The organism is Uliginosibacterium silvisoli (genome assembly GCF_036017035.1).
GTDB classification, from domain to species: Bacteria; Pseudomonadota; Gammaproteobacteria; order Burkholderiales; family Rhodocyclaceae; genus Viridibacterium; species Viridibacterium silvisoli.
In genome coordinates, this window is record NZ_JAYXHS010000002.1 from 398543 (window position 1) to 422915 (window position 24373).

At 60.0% G+C, this 24373-nt stretch carries 24 protein-coding genes; 12 read left to right on the plus strand and 12 right to left on the minus strand.

Annotation, left to right across the window (positions count from 1 at the left end; translation table 11 throughout):
• Positions 1–4: 4 nt before the first annotated feature.
• Both VVD49_RS11460 and VVD49_RS11465 read right to left on the minus strand, forming a co-directional pair.
• Positions 5–889 carry a polyprenyl synthetase family protein gene (locus VVD49_RS11460; protein WP_327599311.1) on the minus strand — a complete coding sequence of 295 codons (885 nt, stop codon included), beginning with the start codon at positions 887–889 and terminating at the stop codon, positions 5–7.
• Positions 890–920: 31 nt separating this feature from the next.
• Positions 921–1190: an exodeoxyribonuclease VII small subunit gene (locus tag VVD49_RS11465; RefSeq protein ID WP_327599312.1), complete on the minus strand. Its 270-nt coding sequence runs from the start codon at positions 1188–1190 to the stop codon at positions 921–923.
• Positions 1191–1390: 200 nt separating this feature from the next.
• On the opposite strand from VVD49_RS11465, the gene VVD49_RS11470 reads away from it, so the two are divergent.
• A complete protein-coding gene (locus VVD49_RS11470) occupies positions 1391–2497 on the plus strand; it encodes an aromatic ring-hydroxylating oxygenase subunit alpha (protein ID WP_327599313.1) in 1107 nt (368 codons plus the stop codon).
• 73 nt (positions 2498–2570) lie between these two features.
• On the opposite strand, the gene VVD49_RS11475 is transcribed toward VVD49_RS11470, so the two are convergent.
• From VVD49_RS11475 to VVD49_RS11495, 5 genes are all read right to left on the minus strand, one after another.
• Positions 2571–3110: a TRAP transporter small permease gene (locus tag VVD49_RS11475; protein WP_327599314.1), complete on the minus strand. Its 540-nt coding sequence runs from the start codon at positions 3108–3110 to the stop codon at positions 2571–2573.
• A gap of 2 nt (positions 3111–3112) precedes the next feature.
• Positions 3113–4402, minus strand: coding sequence for a TRAP transporter large permease (locus VVD49_RS11480; protein ID WP_327599315.1), 1290 nt, complete (start codon positions 4400–4402; stop codon positions 3113–3115).
• 104 nt (positions 4403–4506) lie between these two features.
• Entirely contained in the window at positions 4507–5484 is a 978-nt protein-coding gene (locus tag VVD49_RS11485) for a TRAP transporter substrate-binding protein (RefSeq protein ID WP_327599316.1), read from the minus strand.
• Positions 5485–5659: 175 nt separating this feature from the next.
• On the minus strand, positions 5660–6733 hold the full coding sequence (locus VVD49_RS11490; RefSeq protein WP_327599317.1) for a calcium:cation antiporter: 1074 nt from the start codon (positions 6731–6733) through the stop codon (positions 5660–5662).
• A gap of 83 nt (positions 6734–6816) precedes the next feature.
• On the minus strand, positions 6817–7782 hold the full coding sequence (locus VVD49_RS11495; protein ID WP_327599318.1) for a glucokinase: 966 nt from the start codon (positions 7780–7782) through the stop codon (positions 6817–6819).
• Positions 7783–8324: 542 nt separating this feature from the next.
• Between VVD49_RS11495 and VVD49_RS11500 the strand changes: the two genes are divergently transcribed.
• The 9 genes from VVD49_RS11500 to VVD49_RS11540 all read left to right on the plus strand — a co-directional run bounded on the left by VVD49_RS11500 (position 8325) and on the right by VVD49_RS11540 (position 18609).
• Positions 8325–9566: an ABC transporter substrate-binding protein gene (locus tag VVD49_RS11500; RefSeq protein ID WP_327599319.1), complete on the plus strand. Its 1242-nt coding sequence runs from the start codon at positions 8325–8327 to the stop codon at positions 9564–9566.
• A gap of 242 nt (positions 9567–9808) precedes the next feature.
• The gene (locus VVD49_RS11505) at positions 9809–10726 is read left to right on the plus strand and encodes a carbohydrate ABC transporter permease (RefSeq protein ID WP_327599320.1); all 918 of its coding nucleotides are present in this window, start codon (positions 9809–9811) and stop codon (positions 10724–10726) included.
• Positions 10719–11579: a carbohydrate ABC transporter permease gene (locus VVD49_RS11510; RefSeq protein ID WP_327599321.1), complete on the plus strand. Its 861-nt coding sequence runs from the start codon at positions 10719–10721 to the stop codon at positions 11577–11579. The genes VVD49_RS11505 and VVD49_RS11510 overlap by 8 nt, the downstream gene beginning before the upstream one ends.
• Positions 11580–11581: 2 nt before the next feature.
• A complete protein-coding gene (locus VVD49_RS11515) occupies positions 11582–12691 on the plus strand; it encodes an ABC transporter ATP-binding protein (RefSeq protein WP_327599322.1) in 1110 nt (369 codons plus the stop codon).
• A 15-nt stretch (positions 12692–12706) separates the two neighbouring features.
• Positions 12707–14530 carry a glucokinase gene (locus VVD49_RS11520; protein WP_327599323.1) on the plus strand — a complete coding sequence of 608 codons (1824 nt, stop codon included), beginning with the start codon at positions 12707–12709 and terminating at the stop codon, positions 14528–14530.
• A 139-nt stretch (positions 14531–14669) separates the two neighbouring features.
• Complete coding sequence (locus tag VVD49_RS11525) at positions 14670–15674, plus strand: sulfate ABC transporter substrate-binding protein (protein ID WP_327599324.1); 1005 nt, start codon at positions 14670–14672, stop codon at positions 15672–15674.
• 105 nt (positions 15675–15779) lie between these two features.
• Positions 15780–16655, plus strand: a complete 876-nt coding sequence (gene cysT / locus VVD49_RS11530; protein WP_327599325.1) for a sulfate ABC transporter permease subunit CysT — start codon at positions 15780–15782, stop codon at positions 16653–16655.
• Positions 16652–17527, plus strand: coding sequence for a sulfate ABC transporter permease subunit CysW (cysW, locus tag VVD49_RS11535; RefSeq protein WP_327599326.1), 876 nt, complete (start codon positions 16652–16654; stop codon positions 17525–17527). Before cysT ends, cysW begins: the two co-directional genes overlap by 4 nt.
• Positions 17524–18609, plus strand: a complete 1086-nt coding sequence (locus VVD49_RS11540) for a sulfate/molybdate ABC transporter ATP-binding protein (protein ID WP_327599327.1) — start codon at positions 17524–17526, stop codon at positions 18607–18609. Before cysW ends, VVD49_RS11540 begins: the two co-directional genes overlap by 4 nt.
• A gap of 61 nt (positions 18610–18670) precedes the next feature.
• Here VVD49_RS11540 and infA read toward each other — a convergent pair whose 3' ends face one another.
• From infA to yjgA, 4 genes are all read right to left on the minus strand, one after another.
• Positions 18671–18937, minus strand: coding sequence for a translation initiation factor IF-1 (infA, locus tag VVD49_RS11545; protein ID WP_327599328.1), 267 nt, complete (start codon positions 18935–18937; stop codon positions 18671–18673).
• Between the two features lie 173 nt (positions 18938–19110).
• A complete protein-coding gene (locus VVD49_RS11550) occupies positions 19111–19317 on the minus strand; it encodes a cold-shock protein (protein WP_327599329.1) in 207 nt (68 codons plus the stop codon).
• 210 nt (positions 19318–19527) lie between these two features.
• Positions 19528–20145 (minus strand): molybdopterin adenylyltransferase, encoded by a 618-nt coding sequence (mog, locus tag VVD49_RS11555; protein WP_327599970.1) that lies wholly within the window; start codon positions 20143–20145, stop codon positions 19528–19530.
• Entirely contained in the window at positions 20138–20698 is a 561-nt protein-coding gene (gene yjgA / locus VVD49_RS11560; RefSeq protein ID WP_327599330.1) for a ribosome biogenesis factor YjgA, read from the minus strand. Before yjgA ends, mog begins: the two co-directional genes overlap by 8 nt.
• A gap of 67 nt (positions 20699–20765) precedes the next feature.
• Between yjgA and pmbA the strand changes: the two genes are divergently transcribed.
• Positions 20766–22124, plus strand: coding sequence for a metalloprotease PmbA (gene pmbA, locus VVD49_RS11565; RefSeq protein WP_327599331.1), 1359 nt, complete (start codon positions 20766–20768; stop codon positions 22122–22124).
• Positions 22125–22259: 135 nt separating this feature from the next.
• A complete protein-coding gene (locus VVD49_RS11570; RefSeq protein ID WP_327599332.1) occupies positions 22260–23351 on the plus strand; it encodes a TRAP transporter substrate-binding protein in 1092 nt (363 codons plus the stop codon).
• A 68-nt stretch (positions 23352–23419) separates the two neighbouring features.
• On the opposite strand, the gene VVD49_RS11575 is transcribed toward VVD49_RS11570, so the two are convergent.
• Positions 23420–24370 carry a TraB/GumN family protein gene (locus tag VVD49_RS11575; RefSeq protein WP_327599333.1) on the minus strand — a complete coding sequence of 317 codons (951 nt, stop codon included), beginning with the start codon at positions 24368–24370 and terminating at the stop codon, positions 23420–23422.
• Positions 24371–24373 lie beyond the last annotated feature (3 nt).

The following is a 24373-nucleotide window of genomic DNA, read 5'->3' on the forward strand; positions in this document are numbered from 1 at the left end:
CCGCTCAGAATGGCCGGCTGACAATGTAATCGGTGATTTCCTTGAGGCGCTGCGCAGCTGCGCCCAATGGCGCGAGTGTACCGTGTGCCTCTTCGGCGAGTTCGCGCGCCAGCGTGCGAGCGGGTGTCAGGCCGATGATGCTGACATAGGTGGGCTTGTCTTGTGCGGCATCCTTGCCGGCAGTCTTGCCCAGCGTGGCCGTGTCGGCCACTTCGTCGAGGATGTCGTCGACGACCTGGAACAGCAGGCCGATGCATTTGCCGAAATGGTTAAGGCGTTCGAGCGTGGCATCGTCCGTCGTGCCTGCCAGTGCCCCCAGCATGACGGCAGCGCGGATCAATGCGCCGGTCTTGTGGATGTGCATGAACTCCAGCTCTTCACGCGTGATCGACTTGCCGACAGAGTCCAGGTCGATAGCCTGGCCGCCGGCCATGCCGCGTGAGCCCGAAGCTTTGGCAAGCAGCGCGACGGCGCGCAGCTGATTGCCGGCATCCTCGAAAAGCCCGAGTGTCGACAGCTGTTCAAATGCCAGCGTCTGTAGCGCGTCACCGACGAGCAAGGCGGTCGCTTCGTCGTATTGCACATGTACGGTGGGTTTGCCGCGGCGCAGGACGTCGTCATCCATGCAGGGCATGTCGTCATGCACCAGTGAGTAGACGTGAATGCTTTCCAGCGCACAGGCGATGGCGTCGAGACGCTCGGGCGTCGCACCGGCCATCTCTCCAGCCGCGAAGGCGAGCAGGGGCCGTACGCGCTTGCCGCCACCAAGGGTGGCGTAGCGCATGGCCTGGTGCAGGCGTTGTGGCGCCAGTTGTGCGGCGGGGAGGCGTTGTTCAAGGGCCTGTTCGACGCGACGTTGTACGCTGGCCATCCATTCCGGGAATTTCATGCTGCTGACATCCATATCCTGTTTCTGTGGCTCATTCGCCGTCGGTGTCTGCAGGCAGGTCGCGTAGTTCGCCGTCCTGCAGGACGCGAATACGTTGTTCGGCTGACTCCAGTGCTCCCCGGCAATGGCGCAACAATTGCGTGCCACGCTGGAAACGCGCGAGCGATTCTTCCAGCGAGAGCGTGCCTGTTTCCATGGCGGCAACGATCTGTTCGAGCTCGCCGACAGCATCTTCAAAACGCTCTGGCAGTGCAGCTTTGGTGTCCGGTTTTGCGGTCGGAGAGGTTTTGGGCGGAGCCATGGACTGCTTTCGTGGGCTGCTTTTATCAAGGGGGCGCGCACTTTTCGGCGAATCCGGCATGCCGCGCTTACCTTGGGAGAGGTCAGCGATTATAATTTATTGTTCGGGCCTGTTCCCAGCATCCTCGCTGATTGCGAGGATATTGGAACGGGCCTTCCTGTCTTGTACGACTCTTGACAGGGTTCTGGAGGTTTTAGCGGATGTCCCAAAGCGCTTCACGTACTCAACTTGCACCGGCCGTGTCACAACTGCCGGTGTCGGCCTATTTCGACGAAAAGATCTTCGAACTGGAGAAGCGTCTGCTCTTCGATGCAGGGCCGGGGTACGTAGGGCATGAGTTGATGGTGCCGGAGCGTCGCGATTACCAGTCTCTGGGCTGGATGGGGCATGCTCGCCTGTTGATGCACGCCGATGATGGCGTTCACCTGATGTCGAACATCTGCCGTCATCGCCAGGCCATCATGCTCGAAGGCCGGGGGCAGGCGCAGAACGTGGTGTGCCCGATCCATCGCTGGACCTACAAGAACGATGGGCAGCTGATCGGTGCGCCACAGTTTCCGGACAATCCCTGCCTCAATCTCGACCGCCAGAAGCTTGAATCGTGGAATGGCCTGTTGTTCAAAGGCCCGCGTTCAGCCAATTCGGATCTCGCCGGCATGAACGTAGCCAGCGAGCTGAATTTCGATGGTTATGTGCTGCATCATGTCGAGCACCACGTCTGCAACTACAACTGGAAGACCTTCATCGAGGTCTATCTGGAGGATTACCACGTTGCGCCATTCCACCCGGGACTCGGCAATTTTGTCACCTGTGACGATCTGGCCTGGCAGTTTGGTGACTGGTATTCCGTGCAGCGTGTCGGTATTACCGATCTGGCCAAGGCGGGCAGCCCCACCTACGAGCGTTGGCAGAATGCCGTGCGCGACTACTATCGTGGCGAGTTGCCACCGCATGGTGCGATCTGGCTGACCTATTTCCCGAACATCATGGTCGAGTGGTATCCGCACGTGCTGGTTGTCAGTCACCTCATTCCGCAAGGCGTGGACAAGACGCTCAACGTGGTCGAGTTCTACTACCCCGAGGAAATCGCGGCATTCGAGCCCGAGTTCATCGAGGCCGAGCGCGCGGCGTACATGGAAACCGCGGTCGAGGACGACGAGATTGCGGAGCGCATGGATCGTGGCCGGCTGGCGCTATACAAGGAAGGCCGAAATGAATGGGGGCCGTACCAGTCGCCGATGGAGGACGGTATGCAGCACTTCCATGAATTCTATCGGCGTGTCATGGCGCCACACGTATCTCTCTGAGGTTGTGTAGATGAAAAAAGGGCCGCCCACGCGAGATGCGTGGGCGGCCCTTTTTTTGGCATGGCGCCGGGCTTCAGTGATTCAGCTCTTCACGACCCGTGTCGATCTCGAGCGCTGGATTCACGATCTTTGCCAGCTCGATATACATGTTCTTGAGGCTGTAGAGAATCATGATGGCACCGGTGATCGGCATGCAGGCATAGAGCCATTTCTTCGACATGGCGAAGGCTGTGGTTTGCTCCTCCGTCTGCATCGTCAGATCAAGTGCGTACTTGGCGAAAATCAGTGCAAATGCCAGCGAGAGCAACTCGATGATGAGCCGATAGATGAAGCGCGCGCGAACGCTCTTCAGGTATTTGGAGATCCAGTCGCCGACGCTGAAGTGGCTGTGCGTAACCCACACGGCGGCGGCACCGTAGAAGATCAGCGCGCCATATAGCAGCTCGAGGATTTCGTCGAACCAGTGCATCGACATCAGTGGCACGAAGCGGACGAAGATGTTGAGCGACAGGATCAGCGTAATCGCGGCAAACAGCACGATGCAGATCCACTCAAGTGTCAGCGTCAAGGCGCGATCGAAGCGGTTGAGGTTGTTGATGATGGCGTTTTTCATGTTCAACCTTCCTTGCCCATGAGGAGATTGGGCAGCCATAGCGAGATTTCCGGCACAAAGGCGCAGAGGATGGTGACCAAAAGGATCGCAACAAGATAGGGCAGGCATTCGTAGGCCAGCTTCCATACGCCGACCTTGGCAAAACTGTCTACCGCAAACAGGCACATGCCTACCGGAGGCGTGAGGTTGCCGATCATGATCAGCAGGGTCATGACGACGCCGAAATTCACCATGTCGATGCCGTAGATGGGGCAGAGCTTCATGAAGATCGGCAAGGTGATCAGGAAGATGGCATTGCCATCCAGAAAGCAGCCCAGCACCAGGATGATGGCGATCACGATCCAGAGGAAGGCGACGGGCGAGGCGCCGAATGCGGTCAGCTGCATGATGAGGGCATCGGGAATGCGCTCGAAGATGGTGAACCAGCCGAAGAAGTTGGCCGTGGCAATGATGAACATCAGGCCGCAGGTCTGTTTGAGCGAGGCGAACAGGACGGGTGGGAGATCCTTGACGCGCAGATCGCGATAAGCGAAGCCCAGCAGAAGGGCGTAGAGGGCGGCGATGACGGAAGCTTCCGTCGCCGTGAAGAAGCCGGTGGTGATGCCACCGATGATGATGACGGGGGCCAGCAGCGGCCAGAACGCGGCCTTGAAGCTGGCAACGATTTCCCGCAGATGCGCGCGTGGGCTGCTGGGCAAGCCGCGCGGGCCGGCCATCATCCAGATGCCTATCATCATGGCGATGCCCATCAACACGCCGGGTATCGCACCGGCCAGGAACAGGCGGCTCACCGAAACGGAGGTGATGGCGCCATACAGCACGAAGGGGATGGAAGGCGGAATCACCGGGCCAATGGTCGACGCGCCGGCCACGATGGCTGCCGAGATGCCAGGCTTGTAACCCGCATCAACCATGGCGCGATGCTGGATCTGGCCGAGGCCTGCGGCGTCCGCCACGGCCGAACCGGACATGCCTGAAAAGATCATCGACGAGATCACGCTGACCTGGCCGAGCCCGCCCGGTACATGCCCGACCAGCGCACCGGCGAAGCGGAAGATGCGCGTCGTGATGCCGCCGGTATTCATCAGGTTGCCGGCGAGAATGAAGAAGGGAATGGCCAGCAGGGTGAAGCCGGTGGTGCCGGAATACATGCGCTGCGGCAGCATCATGAGGAAATCGCTTTGCCCCATGCCGACGAAAAAAGCGATTGCGGTGAGCCCGATCGCGACCGCGATGGGCACGTCGATCATCAACAGGATCAGCAGTACGGCGAAGATGGACAGCGTCAGCATTCAGGCAGACTCCTGCGTGCGAAAGGGGCGTGCTCAACGGGAAGGCGAAAAGCGCAAGAAAGACGGGCGCACCTTCGCAGGCGGCCCGTCATCGGCAGGCGGACTTATTTGCTGTTCTTGTCGACCATGCCCATGAAGCGATTGAAGTTGTCGGGGCCAACCTTGGCCTTGACCTTCTCCCAGGCTGGGCCCATCGCGGCTTTCCATGGGCCGAGGTCGGGGCGCGAGACGACGATGCCCTTGGTCGTTTCGAGGTCCTTCAACTGCGTGGCCTCTTCGTCGCGCACGGTCTTGCGTGCGAACTTCGCAGCGCTGGCCGATTCCTCACGCACGATCTGTTGCTGGGCGGGCGTCAGCTTGTCCCAGCTTCTCTTGTTCACCACATGCACCATCGAGCTGTACGTGTAGTTGAGGATGGTCATGTACTTCTGTGTCTCGTACAGCTTGAGTGCGTAGATCGTGCCGACCGGATTTTCCTGGCCATCAACGACGCCTTGCTTCATCGCCATCACCAGTTCCGGAAAAGCAATGGTCACGGCATTGCCACCCGCCGCTTCGACGAAAGCCTGATAGGCGAATGCTGGCGGGGTGCGGATCTTCATGCCCTTCATGTCAGCCGGCACGACCACGGACTTCTTGGAATTGGTGAGCTGCCGGAAGCCCCATTCCCAGTCAGACAGGTGGACGAGGCCCTTCTTGGCGAGCTCGGGTTCGGCCCAGGCCTTGAAGTCGCCATCGATGATCTTGTCGGCCATCGCGTAATCCTTGAATGCGAAGGGCGTGCTGATGGTGTCGTAGAAGGGGAAATTCTTGGCCAGCTGGTCCTGCCCGGAAAGGCTCATGTCGACTGCGCCGAGCATGACTTGCTCCAGCACTTCAGGCGGGCTGCCCAGTGCGTTGTTGCCGAAGACGTTGATCTTCACTTCCCCGTTGGTGCGCTTTTCGACATTCGTCTTGAACTGCAGGGCGGCAATGGCGTTCGGCGTGCCGTCCGCGGCGAAATGCCCGAGCTTCAGTTCAACGGCAGCAATTGCTTGTGATGAGCCGAAGGCCATCAACATCAGAAACGCGAGTGTTTTCATGACTTCTCCTGGTGCGGTGTGGCGAGGGGTTGCAACGAGGCGATGCTGAACGACGTGATCTGAATACTCATTGGCGGGCGAAGTTGCCTGACAAAAGTAGTCCAGCAGCATAAGTGCTGCTCGTCAGAATTCAGCTAGGTGTTTTCCCTCGTTCACGCAGGAGAGTGCCTGGCCGTCATGGCACTATGGCCAGAAACAGGAATGACGAAAAGATGATCAGATGAATGGCGCCTTGCAGCACCGTCGTGCGGCCGGTGCCCAGCGTGATGACGCTCACCAGCAGCGTCAGCCAGAGCATGACGCTGTCTTTGGCGGACAGACCAAGCGCGATGGGTTGGCCCATCACCAGCGAGACGATGGCGACGGCCGGGATGGTCAGGCTGATGCTGGCAAGGGCCGAGCCCAGCGCCAGGTTGAGGCTGTTCTGCAGCCGGTTCATGCGCGCCGCGCGCAGGGCTGCAAAGCCTTCGGGCAGCAGCACCAATGCGGCAATCACGATACCCACGACAGCCTCCGGCGCGCCGGCTTTCTGCACCGTTTGTTCGACTACGCCTGACAGCATCTTGGCGAGGCCGACGACTGCGACCAGCGAGACGAACATCAGCGCCGCGCTGCTCAGCGCCGCCGAGCCGGAGGGCGGTGCCAGATGTAGCTCTTCTGCATCCTGGCCCTTGGCGAGGAAATAGTCGCGATGGCGCACGGTCTGTACGAAGACGAACACCACGTAGAGCACCAGCGAAATGATGCCGACGAAAACCAGCTGGGCTGAAGTCAGGCCCGGGCCTGGCGCCGAGGTCAGGAAGTTGGGCAAGACGAGCGTCAGTACGGACAGCGCACACAACACACCCAGTGCGGCGCTGGCGCCTTGTACCTGGAAGCCCTGTTCGTGATGACGCACGCCACCGGCGAGCAGGCATAGACCGACGATGCCGTTGCAGACGATCATGACGGCGGAGAACACCGTGTCGCGTGCGAGGCCGGCCTTGTCGGGCCCGGCGGAAAGCATGATGGAAACAATCAATGCCACTTCGATGACGGTGACAGCAATCGCGAGTATCAAGGTGCCGAAGGGCTCGCCTACTTTGTGGGCAATGACTTCGGCATGATGTACGGCCGCGAATACCGCGCCAGGCAGTGCGATGGCGGCGAAGCTGAGGGTGAGCCCGCCAGGGTGGAGCGCTGTCACCAGCAGGATGAGCATGGCAAGCAGTGGGACGATCCAGGTCCAGCGCAGACTTGCGTGCTTCATTGCTTCGGCTTCCTTGTGGTGTGGTCGAGCGTGGTGGGCTGCGTGCCAACGATCTGGTTCAGTCGGCAACGCCGGTGGTGCGATCAGGATGTGCGCAAGAAGGCAGCAGCACCGATCAGGGCAGGGTAGGGGGCGGTAATGATCCAGGTGGGAATGGCTGCAAGATAGGCGGAGAAGCGCCCCTTCTCCTCAAAGCGCTGGCGGAAGGGCGAGCGCAGGAAGAACTCGCCCAGGCGCGGCACGATGCCGCCACCGATGTAGATGCCGCCGCGCGCGCCGAGCGTGACGGCGAGATTGGCGGCCTGGGTGCCGAGGAGGGCGCAGAACATATTGACCGTGGCGACGCACAAGGGGTCGGTGCCGTGCGTGGCATGTGTGGAGATGTCGGCGGCTTCGTAAGCGCGCGGTGCTATGCCGCGCACTTGTGCGAGTGCGCGATACAGATTCTCCAGGCCGGGCCCCGAGATTGCTCGCTCGGCAGACACATGCGGAAACGATCGGGCAATGGCGCTTATGACAGCCAGTTCCTCGTCGGTCTGGCCGCTGAGTGTGACGTGACCACCTTCGCCTTCGATAAAGGCATAGCCCTTCGCTGCCGGCACCATGCCTGAGACGCCGAGACCCGTGCCAGGGCCTATCACGCCGATGGCTGTGCGTGGCACGGCGTTGCCTTGGCCGACCTGGCGGCGATCGGCGTCGCCCAGGTGTGGCAGCGACAACGCCAGCGCAGTGAAGTCGTTGAGGAATTCGAGCTTCTCCAGGTCAAGCTGCCGGCGCATTTCTTCGATCGAGAAATTCCAGGTGTGGTTGGTCATCTGCACGCGATCGCCGGTGAGCGGATTGGCAATGCCGATCGCGGCGGTGCGAGGTGCTGCACCGGTGGTTTGGGCAAGATAGGCCTGCAGCGCTTCGGCTGGTCCCGGATAGTCAGTGCCGTGCAGGGTCATGATCTGGTCGAGCGAGCCGTCTGCGGCCAGGCGCGCAAAGCGCGCATTCGTCCCGCCAATATCGCCTACCACGCAGGTCTGCAATGCATCAGGTGTCTTCATGAATGCTCCCGGTTCTCGTTGGTGCAGGCCTTGTTGCATGGCTCTCGTGTGGGCACATCTCAGCAACTTGCGTGCGCCGCCTGCTTGCGTGATGTCAGTGCTGCCAACCCCCGTAGCGTACAGGGAGAACGGTGTCGCGACCGCGGCCGCCGTGTCTTGGCGGGGTTGCAGGCATTGGCGTCAGTCACTCCTCTGGCGACATCTCGCAAGCCGAGTGCTGCGGCGCATCCGGCTGCCGTGATTGTGAGTATATGAAGGAATATTACATATTCTCAAATACGGAAAGCGCGGATTTCAGACTTTGCTTGCGCCAGAGAATCTCTGCGGCGTTTTTTACTCAATAGATACTCGATGATTTCGACTCTCTACGGGAAAGTCCTTACTGTCTGAGCTCCTCGTTTGCTTGATTAAGCAATGTAGTCCAACTACAGTTTGTGAGGTTTCAGGCTGTCGGAATAGTTCCAGTTGCGTTCTGGGGCGGCCGATCGTGATACGCACATGCGCGACGCTCATGTGCCCGCATCAATCAGAAGGAGACAGAGATGATCAGAATGAAATTGCTTGCGGCCGCCGTTGCCGCCATGGGCGCAGTTGCGGTGCAGGCAGCCGAGGTGGAAGTGCTGCATTGGTGGACCGCCGGTGGTGAGGCCAAGTCAGCTGCCGAGCTCAAGAAGATGGTCGAGGCCAAGGGTCACAAGTGGAAAGACTTCGCGGTCGCGGGCGGTGGTGGCGAGAACGCCATGACCGTGCTGAAGAGCCGCGTCGTGTCTGGCTCCGCGCCGACCGCCGCGCAGGTCAAGGGACCGAGCATCCAGGAGTGGGGTGCTGAAGGCGTGCTGGCCAATCTGGATGCGACGGCCAAAGCCGGTAACTGGGACAAGCTCCTGCCGGGTGTCGTTGCCAATGTCATGAAGTACAAAGGCAACTACGTGGCAGTGCCAGTCAATGTGCACCGCGTGAACTGGATGTGGGTGAATCCGGAAGTTTTCAAGAAGGCCGGCGCTGAAGTGCCGAAGACCTGGGCGGACTTCCCCGCTGCAGCCGAGAAGATCCAGAAAGCCGGTTTCATCGCTGTCGCTCACGGCGGCCAACCCTGGCAGGACTTCACTGTCTTCGAATCGGTCGTGCTCGGTGTCGGCGGCGCGAAATTCTACGAGGACGCCCTCGTCAAACTCGACCAGAAGGCACTTACCAGCCCGACCATGGAGAAGGCCTTCGACACCTTCCGCACAGTGCGTAAGTACGTCGACAAGGACGCTGCGAATCGCGACTGGAATCTCGCTACTGCCCTGGTGATCAACGGCAAGGCTGCGATGCAGTTCATGGGCGACTGGGCCAAGGGCGAGTTCACTGCCGCAGGCAAAGTGCCGGGCAAGGACTATCTGTGTCTCGCCGCACCGGGTACGCAACAAGCGTTCACGTTCAACATCGACAGCTTCATCGTGTTCCAGCAGAAAGCTGCAGATGCCGGCAAGGCGCAGGCTGACTTCGCGACAGCTGTGATGAGCCCTGAATTCCAGCAGGTTTTCAATCTGAACAAGGGTTCGATCCCGGTGCGTACGGATGTGAGCATGGACAAGTTCGACGACTGCGCCAAGCTGTCGGCGAAGGACTTCGCGAGCACGGCGAAGACGGGCGGACTGGTGCCTTCGATTGCGCATCAGATGGCCGTGCCTGCGTCCACCACCGGTGCGATCCAGGATGTGGTGACGGCGTTCTTCAACTCGAATGAGTCGTCGAAGGATGCGGTGAAGAAGCTGGCTGCAGCGGCCAAGACGAAGTGATGTTGCTGGCGTGAGGGCGGGCCTCGCTTGGAGGCTTGCCCTCACCCGCCCCTGACGGGGCACCCTCTCCCACGCTTGGGAGAGGGGACTGCAACGAGCGGCCCGAGTTCGATTTACTGCGCACTGTCTGCCTTCCCCTCTGCCGCTTGCGGGAGAGGGTGGCGCGACAGCGCCGGGTGAGGGCGTCTCTCCATAAGTCCCGTACTCAAGCATCAAACCAGCTCGCTCAACACGGAGCATCCATGCAAGCCCAAACCCTGAGTCCCCCGCCGAGGTCCGCCAACTGGCTGGACACGCTGGAGCGCATCCTGCCGAAGATCGTGCTCGCGCCGAGCTTCGTCATCTGCGTGGTGTTTTTCTACGGCTTCATCATCTGGACAGCACTGCTGTCGCTGACGCCGTCGCGCATGTTGCCGCGCTACGAGTTCGTCGGCATCGAGCAGTACGCCAGTCTCTTCGCCAACGACCGCTGGTGGCTGGCGCTGAAGAACCTCGCGATCTTCGGTGGCCTGTTCATTTTCTTGTGCCTTGTGATGGGCCTGTTGCTTGCCATCTTGCTCGACCAGCGCGTGCGCGCAGAAGGCTTCATCCGTTCGATCTTCCTTTACCCGCTGGCGCTGTCATTCATCGTCACCGGCACAGCGTGGAAGTGGATTCTCGACCCCAGCATCGGCCTGCAGAAAGTGCTCAACGATCTGGGCTGGACGTCCTTCACGTTCGAGTGGATCAAGGATCCAGACATGGCAATCTACACGGTGGTAATCGCAGGCATCTGGCAATCCTCCGGATTTGTCATGGCGCTATTCCTCGCCGGGCTGCGCAGTATCGATGACAGCATCATCAAGGCAGCGAAGATCGACGGTGCGTCGATGCCGATGATCTACCGCCGCATCATCCTGCCTTCGCTGCGGCCGGTGTTCTTCTCCAGCTTCATGATCCTCGCGCACATCGCCATCAAGAGTTTCGACCTGGTGATGGCGTTGACCGGTGGCGGCCCCGGCTTCTCGACCGACCTGCCGGCGACTTTCATGTACACCTATGCCTTCACGCGCAACCAGATCGGCCTGGGTGCGGCTTCCGCGACGGTGATGCTGGGCATCGTGCTGGCCGTGATCGTGCCCTTCATGTACTCCGAATTGAGGAGTACCCGCCGTGGCTAAACCAAAGATCACTGTCGGGCGCATCGCGCTCTACGCCTTCATCACGTACTGCTGTCTCTACTATCTGTTGCCGCTGACGGTGATGCTGTTCAACTCCATCAAGGATTTGAACGAGCTCAAGGCAGGTAGCCTGATGGCCTTCCCGACGCAAGTCACTTTCGAACCCTGGGTCAAGGCCTGGAGCAGCGCCTGCACCGGCATCACTTGCGACGGCCTGCGCGGCTACTTCTGGACCTCCGTTGCCATCGTCGTACCCGCCGTGCTCATCTCTACCTTGCTCGGCGCGTTCAATGGCTATGTGCTGACCATGTGGCGTTTCAAGGGCTCCGACTGGTTCTTCATGGCGCTGATGCTGGGCTGCTTCATCCCGTTCCAGTCGATTCTTCTGCCGATGGCGCAGACGCTGGGCAAGCTGGGTATCGCCAACTCCGTGCCGGGTCTGATCTTCGTGCACGTCGTGTATGGCACGGCGTTCACCACGCTGTTCTTCCGCAACTACTACGTGGCGATTCCGGATGAGCTGGTGAAAGCAGCACGCATCGACGGCGCGGATTTTCTCACCATCTTCCGTCGCATCATCCTGCCGATCTCGGGGCCCATCATCGTCGTCACCGTCATCTGGCAATTCACGCAGATCTGGAACGACTTCCTTTTCGGCGTGGTGTTTTCGTCGGGCGAGCGCCAGCCGATCACGGTCGCGCTGAACAATCTCGTGAACACCTCGACCGGCGTGAAGGAATACAACGTCGACATGGCGGCGGCGGTCATCGCCGCGTTGCCGACCCTGCTCGTGTACGTGGTGGCAGGCAAATATTTTGTGCGCGGCCTGACGGCTGGCGCGGTGAAAGGTTGAACATGGGTGCTTTGTCCATCCGCAAGGTCCGCAAATCCTACGCTGGTGTCGAGATTCTCAAGGGCATCGACATCGATATCGAGCAGGGCGAATTCCTCATCCTCGTTGGCCCCTCGGGCTGCGGAAAATCCACGCTGCTGTCGATGATTGCCGGCCTCGACGAGATCACTTCGGGCGATGTGTTCATCGCTGACCGTCGCGTGAATGATCTGTCGCCGAAGGACAGGGACATCGCCATGGTGTTCCAGTCCTACGCGCTGTATCCCTCGATGACGGTGCGCGAGAACATCTCCTTCGGGCTCGAGATCCGCAAGATGCCGAAGGCCGAGCGTGACGCTGCGGTAGATCGCGTCGCGCAGATCCTGCAGATCGAACACCTGCTCGATCGCCGTCCCTCGCAGCTTTCCGGCGGTCAGCGCCAGCGCGTCGCCATGGGCCGCGCCATCGCGCGCAACCCGGCACTCTTTCTGTTCGACGAGCCGCTGTCGAACCTCGACGCGAAGCTGCGCGTCGAGATGCGTACCGAGATCAAGCTGCTGCACAAGCGCCTCGGCACGACCATCGTCTACGTCACGCACGACCAGATCGAAGCCATGACACTGGGCGACAAGATCGCTGTGATGAAGGCGGGCGAGGTGCAGCAGTTCGGTACGCCAAGCGACATCTATCGCAACCCGGCGAATCTTTTTGTCGCGGGCTTCATGGGTTCGCCGTCGATGAATTTCATCAAGGCGAAAGTGTGTGAATCGGGTAGTGGTCTCGGCTTGGAAATGGAAAGTGGCGGTGAGCGCTTCGCCTTCCCGGCCGTCAACGGCGAAGGCCTCGCTGCATGGAAAGGCCGCGAGGTCATCGTTGGTATTCGCCCCGAGCAGATCACCGAAGTGGTGGACTCGCATGGCGACGATCCGCGCGTCGTGCGTCAGTCTCTACCCATCGTGCTCAGCGAACCAACCGGGCCCGATACGCTGCTATTGGTGCACATCAACGGCGCCAAGGTAACTTGTCGCGTGTGCCCCGACTTCGCAGGCGTGCCGGGTGAGAAGATGGCGCTCATGTTCGACCTCTCCAAGGTCGTCTATTTCGATCCATCCACCGAGCAGCGCATCAAGTAAGTCTTACTACTCTTCATGCAGAACTACCCTGACGGCCCACGCCTTCTTGCCGACATCGGAGCAACCTTCGCACGCTTTGCGCTCGAATTCGCGCCCGACCTCATTGACCGCGTCGTCGTCCTCAACTGCGACGACTATCGCGGTTTCGAGGATGTCACGCGCGCTTACCTGAGCGCGCAGGAAGGTCTCGAAGTCAGGCATGCGGCGATTGCCATTGCCAATCCGATCGATGGCGACCGCGTGCAGATGACCAATCGTAACTGGGCATTTTCAATCGAAGCTGCGCGTGTCGCACTCAAGCTCGATACCTTGCTGGTGGTGAATGATTTCACCGCGCTGGCGATGGCGCTGCCGCGTCTTGCCGATGCGGATCGCACGAAGATCGGTGGCGGGGCGCCACGCGAAAATGCCGTCATCGGACTGCTGGGCCCTGGCACTGGCTTCGGCGTGTCGGGCCTCATTCCGATGGAGGATCGCTGGGTCACGCTGGGTAGCGAGGGCGGGCATGCCAGCTTCGCGCCGAATGACGAGCGTGAACTCGCGCTGCTGCAGTACGCCTGGAAGAAATACACGCACGTGTCGACGGAGAGGCTGGTGTCCGGCTCCGGACTGGAGCTGTGCTACGAAGCGCTATCCGTTCAGGCTGGCCGTGGCGTGCAGAATCTGTCGGCGGCGGCCATTGTCGACGCGGCGCTGAATTCGCAAGATGCGCTGTGCCTCGAAACCGTGGATTGCTTCTGCGCGATGCTGGGTACCGTGGCCGCGGATGTCGCCATGACGCTCGGCGCAGTCGGCGGTATCTATATCGGCGGCGGCATCGTGCCGCGTCTGGGCGAGCACTTCCGCCAGTCACCTTTCCGCCGGCGCTTCGAGGCCAAGGGGCGCTTTGCGGATTACCTGTCGCGCATCCCGACCTATGTGATCTCGGCGCCAAACCCGGCTCTGCTGGGCGTTTCGGCCATTCTCGCCGATGCGCTACGCACGCATGGGCGAGCAGGGGAGAGTCATCTGGTCGATCTCATTCGCCGCAGTCGCGACCAGCTCTCTCGTGCCGAGCAACAGGTCGCCGATCTGATCATGTTGCGGCCGCGCAGCGTGCTCAACGATCCCATTGCCGAGATCGCGCGCCAGGCTGACGTCAGCCAACCCACTGTCATACGCTTCTGTCGCTCGCTGGGTTTTCAGGGGCTGCAGGATTTCAAACTGAAGCTTGCATCAGGACTCACCGGCACGCTGCCCGTGCGCCACAGCCAAGTGCGCCACAGTGACAGCACGCCGGATGTGAGCGCCAAGGTGCTCGACAACACCGTGTCCGCCATCCTGCGCCTGCGCGACACGCTGAATACCGCGGCGATCGATGAAGCGACGAACCTGTTGCGCAGCGCGCGGCGCATCGAGCTGTATGGCGTGGGCAATTCAGGAATCGTCGCGCAGGATGGTCAGCACAAGTTCTTCCGTTTCCGCATTCCGTGCACGGCTTATTCCGACACCCATATGCAGCGTCTCTCGGCACGTACGTTGGGCGCCGGTGATGTGGTGCTGGCCGTGTCGAGCTCGGGGCGCGTCGCCGAGTTGATCGAGGCCGTGGAGCTGGCGCAGGCCGCTGGCGCTTCCGTCATCGCCATCACGGCCGGGCAGTCGCCGCTGGCGAAGAAGGCGCAGCTGTGCATCGCCGTAGATCACCCGGAGGATAGCTCACGCTTCATGGCGATGATTTCGCGCGTCCTGCATCTGCTGGTGATCGACATCCTCACTGTGGGCATTGCTCTGCAGCGGCCGGGTGAGGAAGAGGGCGGTCTCGACGACGAATTCCTCGGGCAGATCTCGCACGTTGTGTAGCGCATTTGCTGCCATTCCGGCCCACGCACCAATCCACGCACGATTCCATATTCGCAGCCGATCTAAGCATTGCAGTCTTTGCGGCTTGAGGCGGGTGGGCATGACTGGAATAATCACTGCTCTTGATCAGGAGTACCCCATGAAAATCCGTTCGCTCAAGCACGTGTTGCTTGTTGTTGCTCTCGGCAGCCTGTCCTTCGCTGCGCAGGCCCAAGTCAGCTTGCTCAACGTGTCCTACGACGTCGCGCGCGACGTATTCAAGGACTACAACCCGAAATTCATCGCCGCCTGGAAAGCCAAGACCGGTGAGACCGTGGAAGTGAAGCAGTCGCATGCCGGTTCGACCGGTCAGGTGCGTGCCGTGGCCGACGGCCTCGAAGCCGATGTGGTCACCATGAACCAGGCGACCGACATCAACTTCCTCGTTACCAAGGGTCTGGTTGCGCCGGACTGGACGAAGAAATTCCCGAATGACGCTGCGCCTTACACCTCGACCATGGTGTTCATCGTGCGCAAGGGCAACCCCAAGGCCTTGAAGGACTGGAGCGATCTGGCTAAGCCGGGCGTGGCCGTCATCATTCCGCACCCGAAGAACACGGGTAACGGTCGCTATTCCTATCTCGCCGCATGGGGCTGGGCGCTGCATCAGCCTGGCGGCAATGAGAAGACCGCTGCGACCTTCGTCGGTCAGTTGCTCAAGAACGCGCCGCTGTTCCCCTCGGGCGGTCGCGATGCAACGACGACCTTCATGCAACGTGGTCAGGGCGACGTACTGCTGACCTTCGAAAGCGAGGCCGAACTGATCGCCAAGGAATTCGGTCGCGGCAATTTCGAAGTGGTGTACCCGACAGAATCCATCTTGACCGAATTGCCGGTGGCCATCGTCGAGAAGAACGTCGACAAGCACGGTACGCGCAAACAGGCGCAGGCTTACCTCGAGTACCTGTGGTCGAAGGAAGGCCAGGAAAACGCGGCGCAGAACTATATCCGCCCGCGTGATGCGGAAATTGCCAAGAAGTACGCCGCGCAATTCCCACCCATCAAGACCTTCACCGTGAACGAAACTTTCGGTGGCTGGGAAAAGGCGACTGCCGCTCACTTCAAGGACGGTGGCAGCTTCGACCAGATTTACCAAACGAAATAACTGAGCAGGTAAGCTTGCGTGTCCACGGGCCAGCAATGGCCCGCAGGCAGGCATAATGCGGCGGGCTGCCAGTTTCCTGGCGGCCCGTTTCTCTTTTCCCGAACCATGAATCGATCGTCTTCACATCGCGTCTTGCCCGGCTTCGGCCTCTCGCTGGGTTACGCGCTCGTCTATCTCTCTCTGCTCGTGCTGATCCCGCTCGGTGGCCTGATCGCGCGCAGCATGAGCCTGTCGTGGCCCGAGTTCTGGCAGATCGCAACCAGCGAGCGCGCCCTCGCGGCCTACCGTGTTACCTTCGGCTGCTCGCTGATCGCCGCACTCGTGAATGCCGTTTTCGGCCTCATCGTGGCCTGGGTGTTGGTGCGCTATGAATTCTTCGGCAAGCGCTTTGTCGACGCCGCGGTCGATCTGCCTTTCGCGCTGCCGACGGCAGTGGCCGGCATCACGCTGACCACGCTCTATGCCAACACCGGCTGGATCGGTATCTGGCTCGAGGGCTCGCTCGGCTTCAAGGTAGCCTTCACCCCAGCGGGCATCGTCGTGGCGCTGATCTTCATTGGCATTCCCTTCGTTGTACGTACCGTGCAGCCCGTGATCGAGGACATCGAATCCGAAGTGGAGGAGGCTGCTTCGACGCTTGGCGCGACGCGTCTGCAGACCTTCACGCGCGTGTTGTTCCCGGCGTTGTTCCCGGCGTTGCTGACGGGTTTCACATTGGCGTTCTCACGCGCCGTGGGCGAATACGGTTCGGTGGTTTTTATCGCCGGCAATATGCCGCTGATTTCCGAAATCACGCCCTTGCTGATCATCGGCAAGCTCGAGCAATACGACGTGGCAGGCGCAACCGTGCTGGCCGTGGTGATGCTGGTCATTTCATTCGTGCTGCTGCTGGCGATCAACACGCTGCAGTGGTGGGCGGCCAATCGTCACAAGCAGGGCAGGGAAGTGCCTGCCGAGCCGTTGGCGGGAGAGTCCGCATGAGCCGCCTGCATTCACACGTCAATACCGAATCGCGCGGCGTGCGCTACACGCTCATCGCGCTGGCACTGGGCTTCATGTTCCTGTTTCTCGCACTGCCTCTGCTGGCGGTCTTTGCCGAAGCGCTTCGCCAAGGCTTGGGTCCGTACTGGGCGGCTCTGGGCGATTCCGATACGCAGCATGCCATCCTGCTGACGGTGCTGATCGCGGTCATCGTGCTGCCGTTCAACATCCTCTTCGGCCTGGCCGCAGCCTGGCTGGTCGCGCGCTTCGAGTTTCGCGGCAAGAACCTGCTGCTGACTTTCATCGATTTGCCCTTTGCGGTCAGCCCGGTCGTTGCCGGTCTGCTGTTCATCCTGATCTTCGGCCGCAACGGCTGGTTGGGGCCATGGCTGCAGGCGCACGACATCAAGATCATCTTTGCTTTGCCCGGCATGATCATCGCCACGCTGTTCATCACCTTTCCTTACATCGCGCGCGAACTCATTCCACTGATGCAATCGCAGGGCAAGGACGAAGAAGAGGCCGCGGTGTCGCTCGGCGCGAACGGGCTGCAGATGTTCTGGCGCGTCACGCTGCCCAATATCAAGTGGGGCCTGCTGTATGGCGTGATTCTCGCCAATGCGCGTGCGATGGGTGAGTTCGGTGCGGTGAGCGTAGTCAGCGGGCATATCCGCGGCGAGACCAATACTTTGCCTCTGCACGTGGAAATTCTCTACAACGAATACAACTCGGTCGGCGCCTTCGCGTCGGCGTCCGTGCTGGCCCTGCTGGCACTCGTGACGCTGATTGCCAAGACGATCGTCGAGTGGCGCATGAACCGGGAGACGGCAATGCTGGATGCGGCGCTGCCGCCGGAGAGGGTGGAATCTTGAGTATCGAAATCCGCAACATCACCAAGCGCTTTGGTAATTTCGTAGCGCTCGACAATGTCTCGCTGGACATCCCGACAGGCGAACTCGTCGCGCTGCTCGGCCCTTCCGGCTGTGGCAAGACGACCTTGCTGCGCATCATCGCCGGCATGGAATCAGCCGACGACGGCCAGATCCTGTTTTCGGGTGAAGAGGCCACGCATGTGCATACGCGCGAGCGCAAGGTCGGTTTCGTGTTCCAGCACTACGCGCTGTTCCGCCACATGAGCGTGTTCGAGAACGTGGCGTTTGGCCTGCGTGTGAAGCCGCGTGATGAGCGCCCGAGTGAAGCGCAGATCCGCAAACGCGTTACCGATCTGCTCAAGCTCGTGCAATTGGATTGGCTGGCCGAGCGCTATCCATCACAACTATCAGGGGGTCAGCGTCAGCGCATCGCACTGGCACGTGCGCTGGCAGTCGAACCGAAAGTGTTGCTACTGGATGAGCCTTTCGGCGCGCTCGACACGCAGGTGCGCAAGGAGCTGCGTCGCTGGTTGCGTCGCCTGCACGACGAAATGCATATTGCATCCGTCTTCGTCACGCACGATCAGGAAGAGGCGCTTGAGGTTGCCGATCGCGTCGTGGTCATGAACAAGGGACACGTCGAACAGGTTGGTACGCCGGACGAGGTCTACACCATGCCCGCAAGCCCATTCGTGTATCGCTTTCTTGGCAATGTGAATGTGTTCCACAATCGCGTGCATGGCGGCTGGGCAGAGGTAGATCGTAGCGGCAAGAGCGAAGAGCCGGCGCAAGGTGATGGCACGCAGGCATTCGTGCGCCCGCATGACATCGAGATCCTGCGCGAATCTGCTGACAATGCCCTGTCAGCACGCGTGCTTCACGTGCAGGCCATCGGTCCGCTGGTGAGGGTTGAGGTCGAACACCAGCATGAGATATTCGAGGTCGAGCTGACGCGCGAGCGCCATACCGAACTGGGCATCGCCAGCGGCGACACGGTATGGCTACGCCCGCGGAATGTGCGCGTCTTTCAGGGGAATGCGTTGCTGGACAGCAGGACTTTCGATCTGGGCGGTGGCATCTGAGGCGCTTTGCGCAGCCTCTGTCCATCCGCCCCAAGCGGCTTACGGCGTGATGCCGTAAGGCTTAACGACGATAGTTGTTCTGACGCGGTGCTGGTGCCGGACCGGTGGTGGTCTTGTGACGGAAGGTGATACGTGCCTTGGTCAGGTCGTAAGGCGACATTTCCAGGCTGACCTTGTCGCCAGCGATCATGCGGATGTGGTGCTTGCGCATCTTGCCGGCGGCATAAGCAATGACGACAACACCGTTCTCCAGCGTCACGCGGAAGCGCGTGTCGGGCAGTACTTCATCAATAACGCCTTCGATTTCCAGAAGTTCTTCTTTTGCCATTGAGGCTGATTTCCTTGTTTCGACTGATCAATGAGTTTGATCAATTCTTGCGAGTAATTGTAACGCTCGTGTGACGCACGAATGATGCCTGAGCGTCGTGGCTCCATGAAACCGCGGATGCCACAAAAAAAGCCCGGCGCACCGGGCTTTTCGTACAGATATCTGTAACCAACTTATTCCGCAGGGCGGATGTTGGAAGCTTGCTTGCCCTTCGGGCCTTGGGTGATATCGAACGATACGCGTTGGTTCTCGGCCAGGGTCTTGAAGCCTTGGTTCTGAATCGCGGAGAAGTGAGCGAAGAGGTCTTCGCCGCCGCCATCAGGAGTAATAAAGCCGAAACCCTTGGAGTCGTTGAACCACTTGACGGTACCAGTTGCCATGTTGATGTGTCCTAAAAATATTGCAAAAAAGGGCAAAAGCCCGGTTACGACGGTCAAGAGGAGGGATGGCAAACCAGAAGACCTGCAAAACTGCGGGCGCTACTGCAAGACACACTGCGACACTGCTTGAAAATCGTACCCGTGATAATGGCCTCAACTTTTCGAATTGGCAAGCGGTATTTGCGTTCGAAGGTAAATTGTGATGAACGGTCAGGCGCTCACCGGCTTTGGGGCGCTTTTGGGGCGAAAAGCGCGGCTGATTTCGGTGCGGGTTTCCACGTACGGACCGCCTATCAAATCAATGCAGTATGGGACTGCGGCGAAGATGCCTTCGACGCTTAATGTGCCATTGGCATCTCGCAGGCCCTCAAGTGTTTCGCAAATCGCTTTGGGTTGCCCCGGCAGATTGATGATGAGGCTTGTTCCGCGTATGACGGCGGTCTGGCGCGAAAGAATGGAGGTGGGCACGAAGTGGCGCGAGATGCGGCGCATTTCTTCGCCAAAGCCGGGCATTTCGCGCTCACCCACGGCCAGCGTGGCTTCGGGAGTTACGTCGCGCAAAGCGGGGCCTGTGCCGCCGGTTGTGACAATCAGATGACAGCCAGCCCGGTCGGCCAGTTCGATGAGCGTCTGCTCGATGAGCGGCTGTTCGTCAGGGATCAGGCGTTGCTCGGCACGCCAGGGCGAGATGAGTGCCTTGTCGAACCATTCCTGCAGTGCCGGAATGCCTTTGTCCTCATAGGCGCCGGCGGAGGCGCGGTCGCTGATTGATACAAGGCCGATGACGAATGGATTATCTTTGCTGGCGGCGATCGGCGGCTTACTCATCCGCTTCGTCCTCGTCGGGCATGACATATTCATCGTCGTCGCGACGACCGCCTCCAAGGTCGAGCTCGCGCAGCGCTTGGTAGATTTCGCGGAAGGCGCGCGGAGGGCGGTTGAGCTCTTTCTCGCGAATGGCATTGCGGCGCATCTGGCGTAATTGCTGCAGATCAGCGCCCGGATATTGTGTGGCGATTTCGCCAATCACTTTCTCGTCTTCGATGAGGCGCTCGCGCAGACGCTCCAGACGATGCATGCGCGCGGTCTCAGCACGTGATACGCCCTTGACGGCGTCCAGCGCGGCCTTGATCGGCGTGGGGTCGGCGTCGCGCATGAGCTTGCCGATGTACTGCATCTGCCGGCGAAGTGCTTCGCTGCGGCCGGGAATGCGTTGCGCGTCGCGCACGGCCTCGCGCAGGTTGTCGTCGATGGCGATTTTTGCCAGTCGTTCCTTCGACAGCTTGACCAGTTCTTCGCCTAACTCTTGCAGGGCGTGCATGTCACGTTTGCGTTGTGACTTGCTGGGTCCTGAATCTTCCTGATGATCTGATTCTTGCATGACGTTCGAGGTGCATTAACAGGCTAAGATTATAGCCCTCACAGAACCTCCCTCCCGGATAAGACGCATGCCTCGTAACAATGATGGTTTCAGCTATTCCCGCGATCAGCTGCAGGAAATTGCTCAGGAAGTGCTTGATTATGCGAAGCATCGCGGCGCCACGGCCTGCGAGACGGATGTGTCGGAGGGGTTTGGCCATTCCGTCACCGTGCGACGAGGAGAGGTCGAGACTATTGAATACAACCGCGACAAGGGCTTGGGTGTTTCGGTGTACTTGGGCCAGCGGCGTGGCCATGCCAGTTCATCCGATTTTTCGCGCACGGCCGTGCGCGCAGCCGTGGATGCTGCGTTGTCGATTGCAAGTTTTACAGCGAAGGACGATTGCGCCGGCCTGGCCGACGAAAAACTGTTGTGGCACGGGCCGTCTAGCTTTACCGACGACTTGCAGCTGTATCACCCCTGGACATTGTCGATTGACGGAGCCGTAGATCTTGCGCGTCGCTGCGAGGCGTCTGCTTTCGCGGTGAGTCCGGAGATCCGTAATTCGGAAGGGGCTTCGGTGTCACGCCAGGAGTCGCAATTCATCTCCGGTAACAGCAATGGCTTCCTGCATGGCTTCTCGACCTCGCGCCATTCGATCTCGTGCTCGGTGATTGCCGGCGAGGGTGAGGACATGCAACGCGACGACTGGTACAGCTCGCGTCGCAATGCCGACAAGCTGGCGGCTCCCGAAGAGATTGGCGATTACGCGGCTCGGCGGGCACTTTCGCGTCTCGGTGCGCGACGTGTGCCAACCTGTGCGGTACCGGTTATTTTCGAAGCGCCGCAAGCCTGCGGCCTGCTCGGCAGTTTCGTCAATGCGGTGAGTGGCGGCAGCTTGTACCGCAAGTCTTCTTTCCTGCTGGACTCGATCGGCAAGCAGGTCTTTGCACCGCACATCAATATCGTAGAGAACCCGCATTTGCCTGGCGCGGTTGCGAGCACGCCTTATGACGATGAGGGGGTTGCGACGGCGCCGCGCGATGTGATCAAGGATGGCGTGCTGCAGGGCTATTTCCTGGGCAGCTATTCGGCGCGTAAACTGGGTATGCAGACCACTGGCAACGCGGGCGGCAGTCATAACCTGATCCTCGCACCCGGCAAGCAGAGTCTGGCCGAGATGATCGCCAGCGTGCCGCGTGGCTTGTTGGTGACGGAGTTGCTGGGGCAGGGCGTCAACTATGTGACGGGTGACTACTCGCGCGGTGCGGCCGGCTACTGGATCGAGAACGGCGTCATACAGTACGCGGTGCAAGAGATTACTATCGCCGGCAATATGCGTGACATGTTCCACAACATCGTGGCACTCGGTAACGACGTCATCGTACGTGGCGGCAAGCAGGCGCCATCGATGCTGATAGAAGGCATGACCATCGCGGGAGCTTGAGCAAAGTGAGTAACGGTGCGGGTTAACCCCGCACGGTGCCCGTGCTTAAAGTTTCTATAATCGCCCGGCAAATGTTGCACGAATGCAATCAGAAGCGTTGTCAGAAGCTGATTCACCAACAGGGAGGAGACTCAAGTGGAACGTCGTTCGTTTTTGAAGAAAGCCAGCGTGGGCGTAGCTGCGGGTGCGATTGCAGCGCCCGCTATTGCGCAGTCCGCGCCGACCATCAAGTGGCGCTTGGCATCGAGTTTTCCGAAGAGTCTTGACACCATTTTTTCTGCGGCCGAAGTGGTGTCGCAGCACGTCAAGACGGCTACTGGTGGCAAGTTCGAAATCCAGATCTTCGCTGCTGGCGAACTGGTGCCCGGCTTGGGTGTGCTCGACGCGGTCAAGGATGGTACTGTCGATTGCTGCCATACGGCGGGTTACTACTTCATCGGCAAGGACCCGACTTTCGCCTTTGATGCAGCCATTCCTTTTGGTCTGAACAGCCGTCAGCAATCTGCCTGGCTGTGGGAGGGCGGCGGCATGGAACTGCTGCGCGACTTCTTCAAGGACTACAACATCTACAACATCCCTTGTGGCAACACCGGCACGCAAATGGGTGGTTGGTATCGCAAGGAAGTGAAAACAGCGAAGGACATGCAGGGCCTGAAGATGCGCATCGGCGGCCTGGGTGGCCCGGTGCTGGCCAAGCTCGGCGTCGTGCCGCAGCAGATTGCTGGCGGTGACATCTATCCGGCACTGGAGAAGGGCACCATTGACGCGACGGAGTGGGTCGGTCCGTATGACGATGAGAAGCTCGGCTTCAACAAGGTTGCCAAGTACTATTACTACCCGGGTTTCTGGGAAGGCAGCGCACAGCTATCGCTGTATGTGAACCAGAAAAAGTGGCAAGAGCTGCCGAAGGAGTACCAACAGATTCTGGAGGACGCCTGCGCTTATGCACACCTTGAAATGCAGTCGCGCTACGACGTGAAGAACGTCAATGCGCTGCGTCGTCTCGTGGCTGCCGGCACCCAGCTGCGCCCATTCTCGAAAGAGATCATGACTGCGGCTGCCAAGGCGGCTGACGAGCTCTACAACGAGTATTCCGCCAAGAACCCGAAGTGGAAGAAGATCTACGAGCCGTGGAAGAAATTCCGTGACGACGAATTGCTGTGGTTCCGTGTGGCCGAGAAGAGTTTTGATGATTTCATGCACGCCCAGCAGTCGGGCAAGCGCTGATAGTTGCGCGCAGGAATGACTCAACAAAAAACCCGCCTCGGCGGGTTTTTTGTTGCCCGGTGCTTGTCTTACTCGTCGTTGCTGGCTTGCCGCACGCTGTAGCCCTTGCGTTCGAGCAACTCCGCTACATTGCCTTTGCCCGTAATGTGGCCGGCGCCGATGACCACGAAGACCTGTTCGCCGCGAGCCAGCCAGACGCTGATCTTGTCTGCCATCTCGACGTTGCGCTTGCCGAGTAACTCTTGTTCAAGCGCTTTACCGCTGCCCATGCCTTCGCTCATGAGCTTCGAAAGTTTGTTCAGATTGCCGGTTTGCCAGGACTGGATCAGCTCTTCCAGGTAGGGGCCGAAGCGGCGTTTCTCGATCATGTCCAGCGCCTCTTCCAGTGAGCTGATCTGATCTCGCTCCGGGCTGGCCGTGAGCGCCTGCAACTGTCGTTCGATGGTTTCGAGTTCGCGCACGGGTTTGCCCGTGGCCCGCGCCTGCTGGAGGAACCATACATCGATGCCATTTTGCATGCTCAGCCCCTGCTGCTGTGCCGCCATCGTCGAGAGCATCGTCGCCGCCATGATGGGCCGCATATTGTCGAGCAGCATCATCGGCAGGCCTAGATTGCCCGCGACGTTCTGCATCTTGCGTGTAGTGCCCACAGACAGCTTGCTGGTCAGGGTCTGGCCCTGCGGCAGCGACATGGCTTCCAGCATCTTGCCCATGAGGTCGGCGTTGGTCGGGTCAAGTTCGACAGCCAGTGCCTGACTGCTGCGGAAGCGCCGCAGTACGGATTCAGGAAACTGCAGGCAGCTCTCGCGACAGACGTGAACGGAGCCAAGCAGATACACTGCGCCCTTCGATGCCGTGCTGCGGATTTCCCACATCGGTAGCGGTTCGCCAGCCGCGTGTACCGCAGGCAGTAGCAACGCCACAGCGAGACTTGCGAGCGTTTGCCGCAGCTTGCGTGACATGCGCTGAAAAACAGCGCGGTGGAGAAGTTGCAGGCTTGCGCTTGTCATTGACGTCATTTC

What these genes read in the sequence shown, in the direction of transcription:
- VVD49_RS11460 (WP_327599311.1), bottom strand. Translation starts at nt 889, where the DNA reads ATGAAATTCCCGGAATGGATGGCCAGCGTACAACGTCGCGTCGAACAG.
- VVD49_RS11465 (WP_327599312.1), bottom strand. Translation starts at nt 1,190, where the DNA reads ATGGCTCCGCCCAAAACCTCTCCGACCGCAAAACCGGACACCAAAGCT.
- VVD49_RS11470 (WP_327599313.1), top strand. Translation starts at nt 1,391, where the DNA reads ATGTCCCAAAGCGCTTCACGTACTCAACTTGCACCGGCCGTGTCACAA.
- VVD49_RS11475 (WP_327599314.1), bottom strand. Translation starts at nt 3,110, where the DNA reads ATGAAAAACGCCATCATCAACAACCTCAACCGCTTCGATCGCGCCTTG.
- VVD49_RS11480 (WP_327599315.1), bottom strand. Translation starts at nt 4,402, where the DNA reads ATGCTGACGCTGTCCATCTTCGCCGTACTGCTGATCCTGTTGATGATC.
- VVD49_RS11485 (WP_327599316.1), bottom strand. Translation starts at nt 5,484, where the DNA reads ATGAAAACACTCGCGTTTCTGATGTTGATGGCCTTCGGCTCATCACAA.
- VVD49_RS11490 (WP_327599317.1), bottom strand. Translation starts at nt 6,733, where the DNA reads ATGAAGCACGCAAGTCTGCGCTGGACCTGGATCGTCCCACTGCTTGCC.
- VVD49_RS11495 (WP_327599318.1), bottom strand. Translation starts at nt 7,782, where the DNA reads ATGAAGACACCTGATGCATTGCAGACCTGCGTGGTAGGCGATATTGGC.
- VVD49_RS11500 (WP_327599319.1), top strand. Translation starts at nt 8,325, where the DNA reads ATGATCAGAATGAAATTGCTTGCGGCCGCCGTTGCCGCCATGGGCGCA.
- VVD49_RS11505 (WP_327599320.1), top strand. Translation starts at nt 9,809, where the DNA reads ATGCAAGCCCAAACCCTGAGTCCCCCGCCGAGGTCCGCCAACTGGCTG.
- VVD49_RS11515 (WP_327599322.1), top strand. Translation starts at nt 11,582, where the DNA reads ATGGGTGCTTTGTCCATCCGCAAGGTCCGCAAATCCTACGCTGGTGTC.
- VVD49_RS11520 (WP_327599323.1), top strand. Translation starts at nt 12,707, where the DNA reads ATGCAGAACTACCCTGACGGCCCACGCCTTCTTGCCGACATCGGAGCA.
- VVD49_RS11525 (WP_327599324.1), top strand. Translation starts at nt 14,670, where the DNA reads ATGAAAATCCGTTCGCTCAAGCACGTGTTGCTTGTTGTTGCTCTCGGC.
- cysT (WP_327599325.1), top strand. Translation starts at nt 15,780, where the DNA reads ATGAATCGATCGTCTTCACATCGCGTCTTGCCCGGCTTCGGCCTCTCG.
- cysW (WP_327599326.1), top strand. Translation starts at nt 16,652, where the DNA reads ATGAGCCGCCTGCATTCACACGTCAATACCGAATCGCGCGGCGTGCGC.
- infA (WP_327599328.1), bottom strand. Translation starts at nt 18,937, where the DNA reads ATGGCAAAAGAAGAACTTCTGGAAATCGAAGGCGTTATTGATGAAGTA.
- VVD49_RS11550 (WP_327599329.1), bottom strand. Translation starts at nt 19,317, where the DNA reads ATGGCAACTGGTACCGTCAAGTGGTTCAACGACTCCAAGGGTTTCGGC.
- mog (WP_327599970.1), bottom strand. Translation starts at nt 20,145, where the DNA reads ATGAGTAAGCCGCCGATCGCCGCCAGCAAAGATAATCCATTCGTCATC.
- yjgA (WP_327599330.1), bottom strand. Translation starts at nt 20,698, where the DNA reads ATGCAAGAATCAGATCATCAGGAAGATTCAGGACCCAGCAAGTCACAA.
- pmbA (WP_327599331.1), top strand. Translation starts at nt 20,766, where the DNA reads ATGCCTCGTAACAATGATGGTTTCAGCTATTCCCGCGATCAGCTGCAG.
- VVD49_RS11575 (WP_327599333.1), bottom strand. Translation starts at nt 24,370, where the DNA reads ATGACGTCAATGACAAGCGCAAGCCTGCAACTTCTCCACCGCGCTGTT.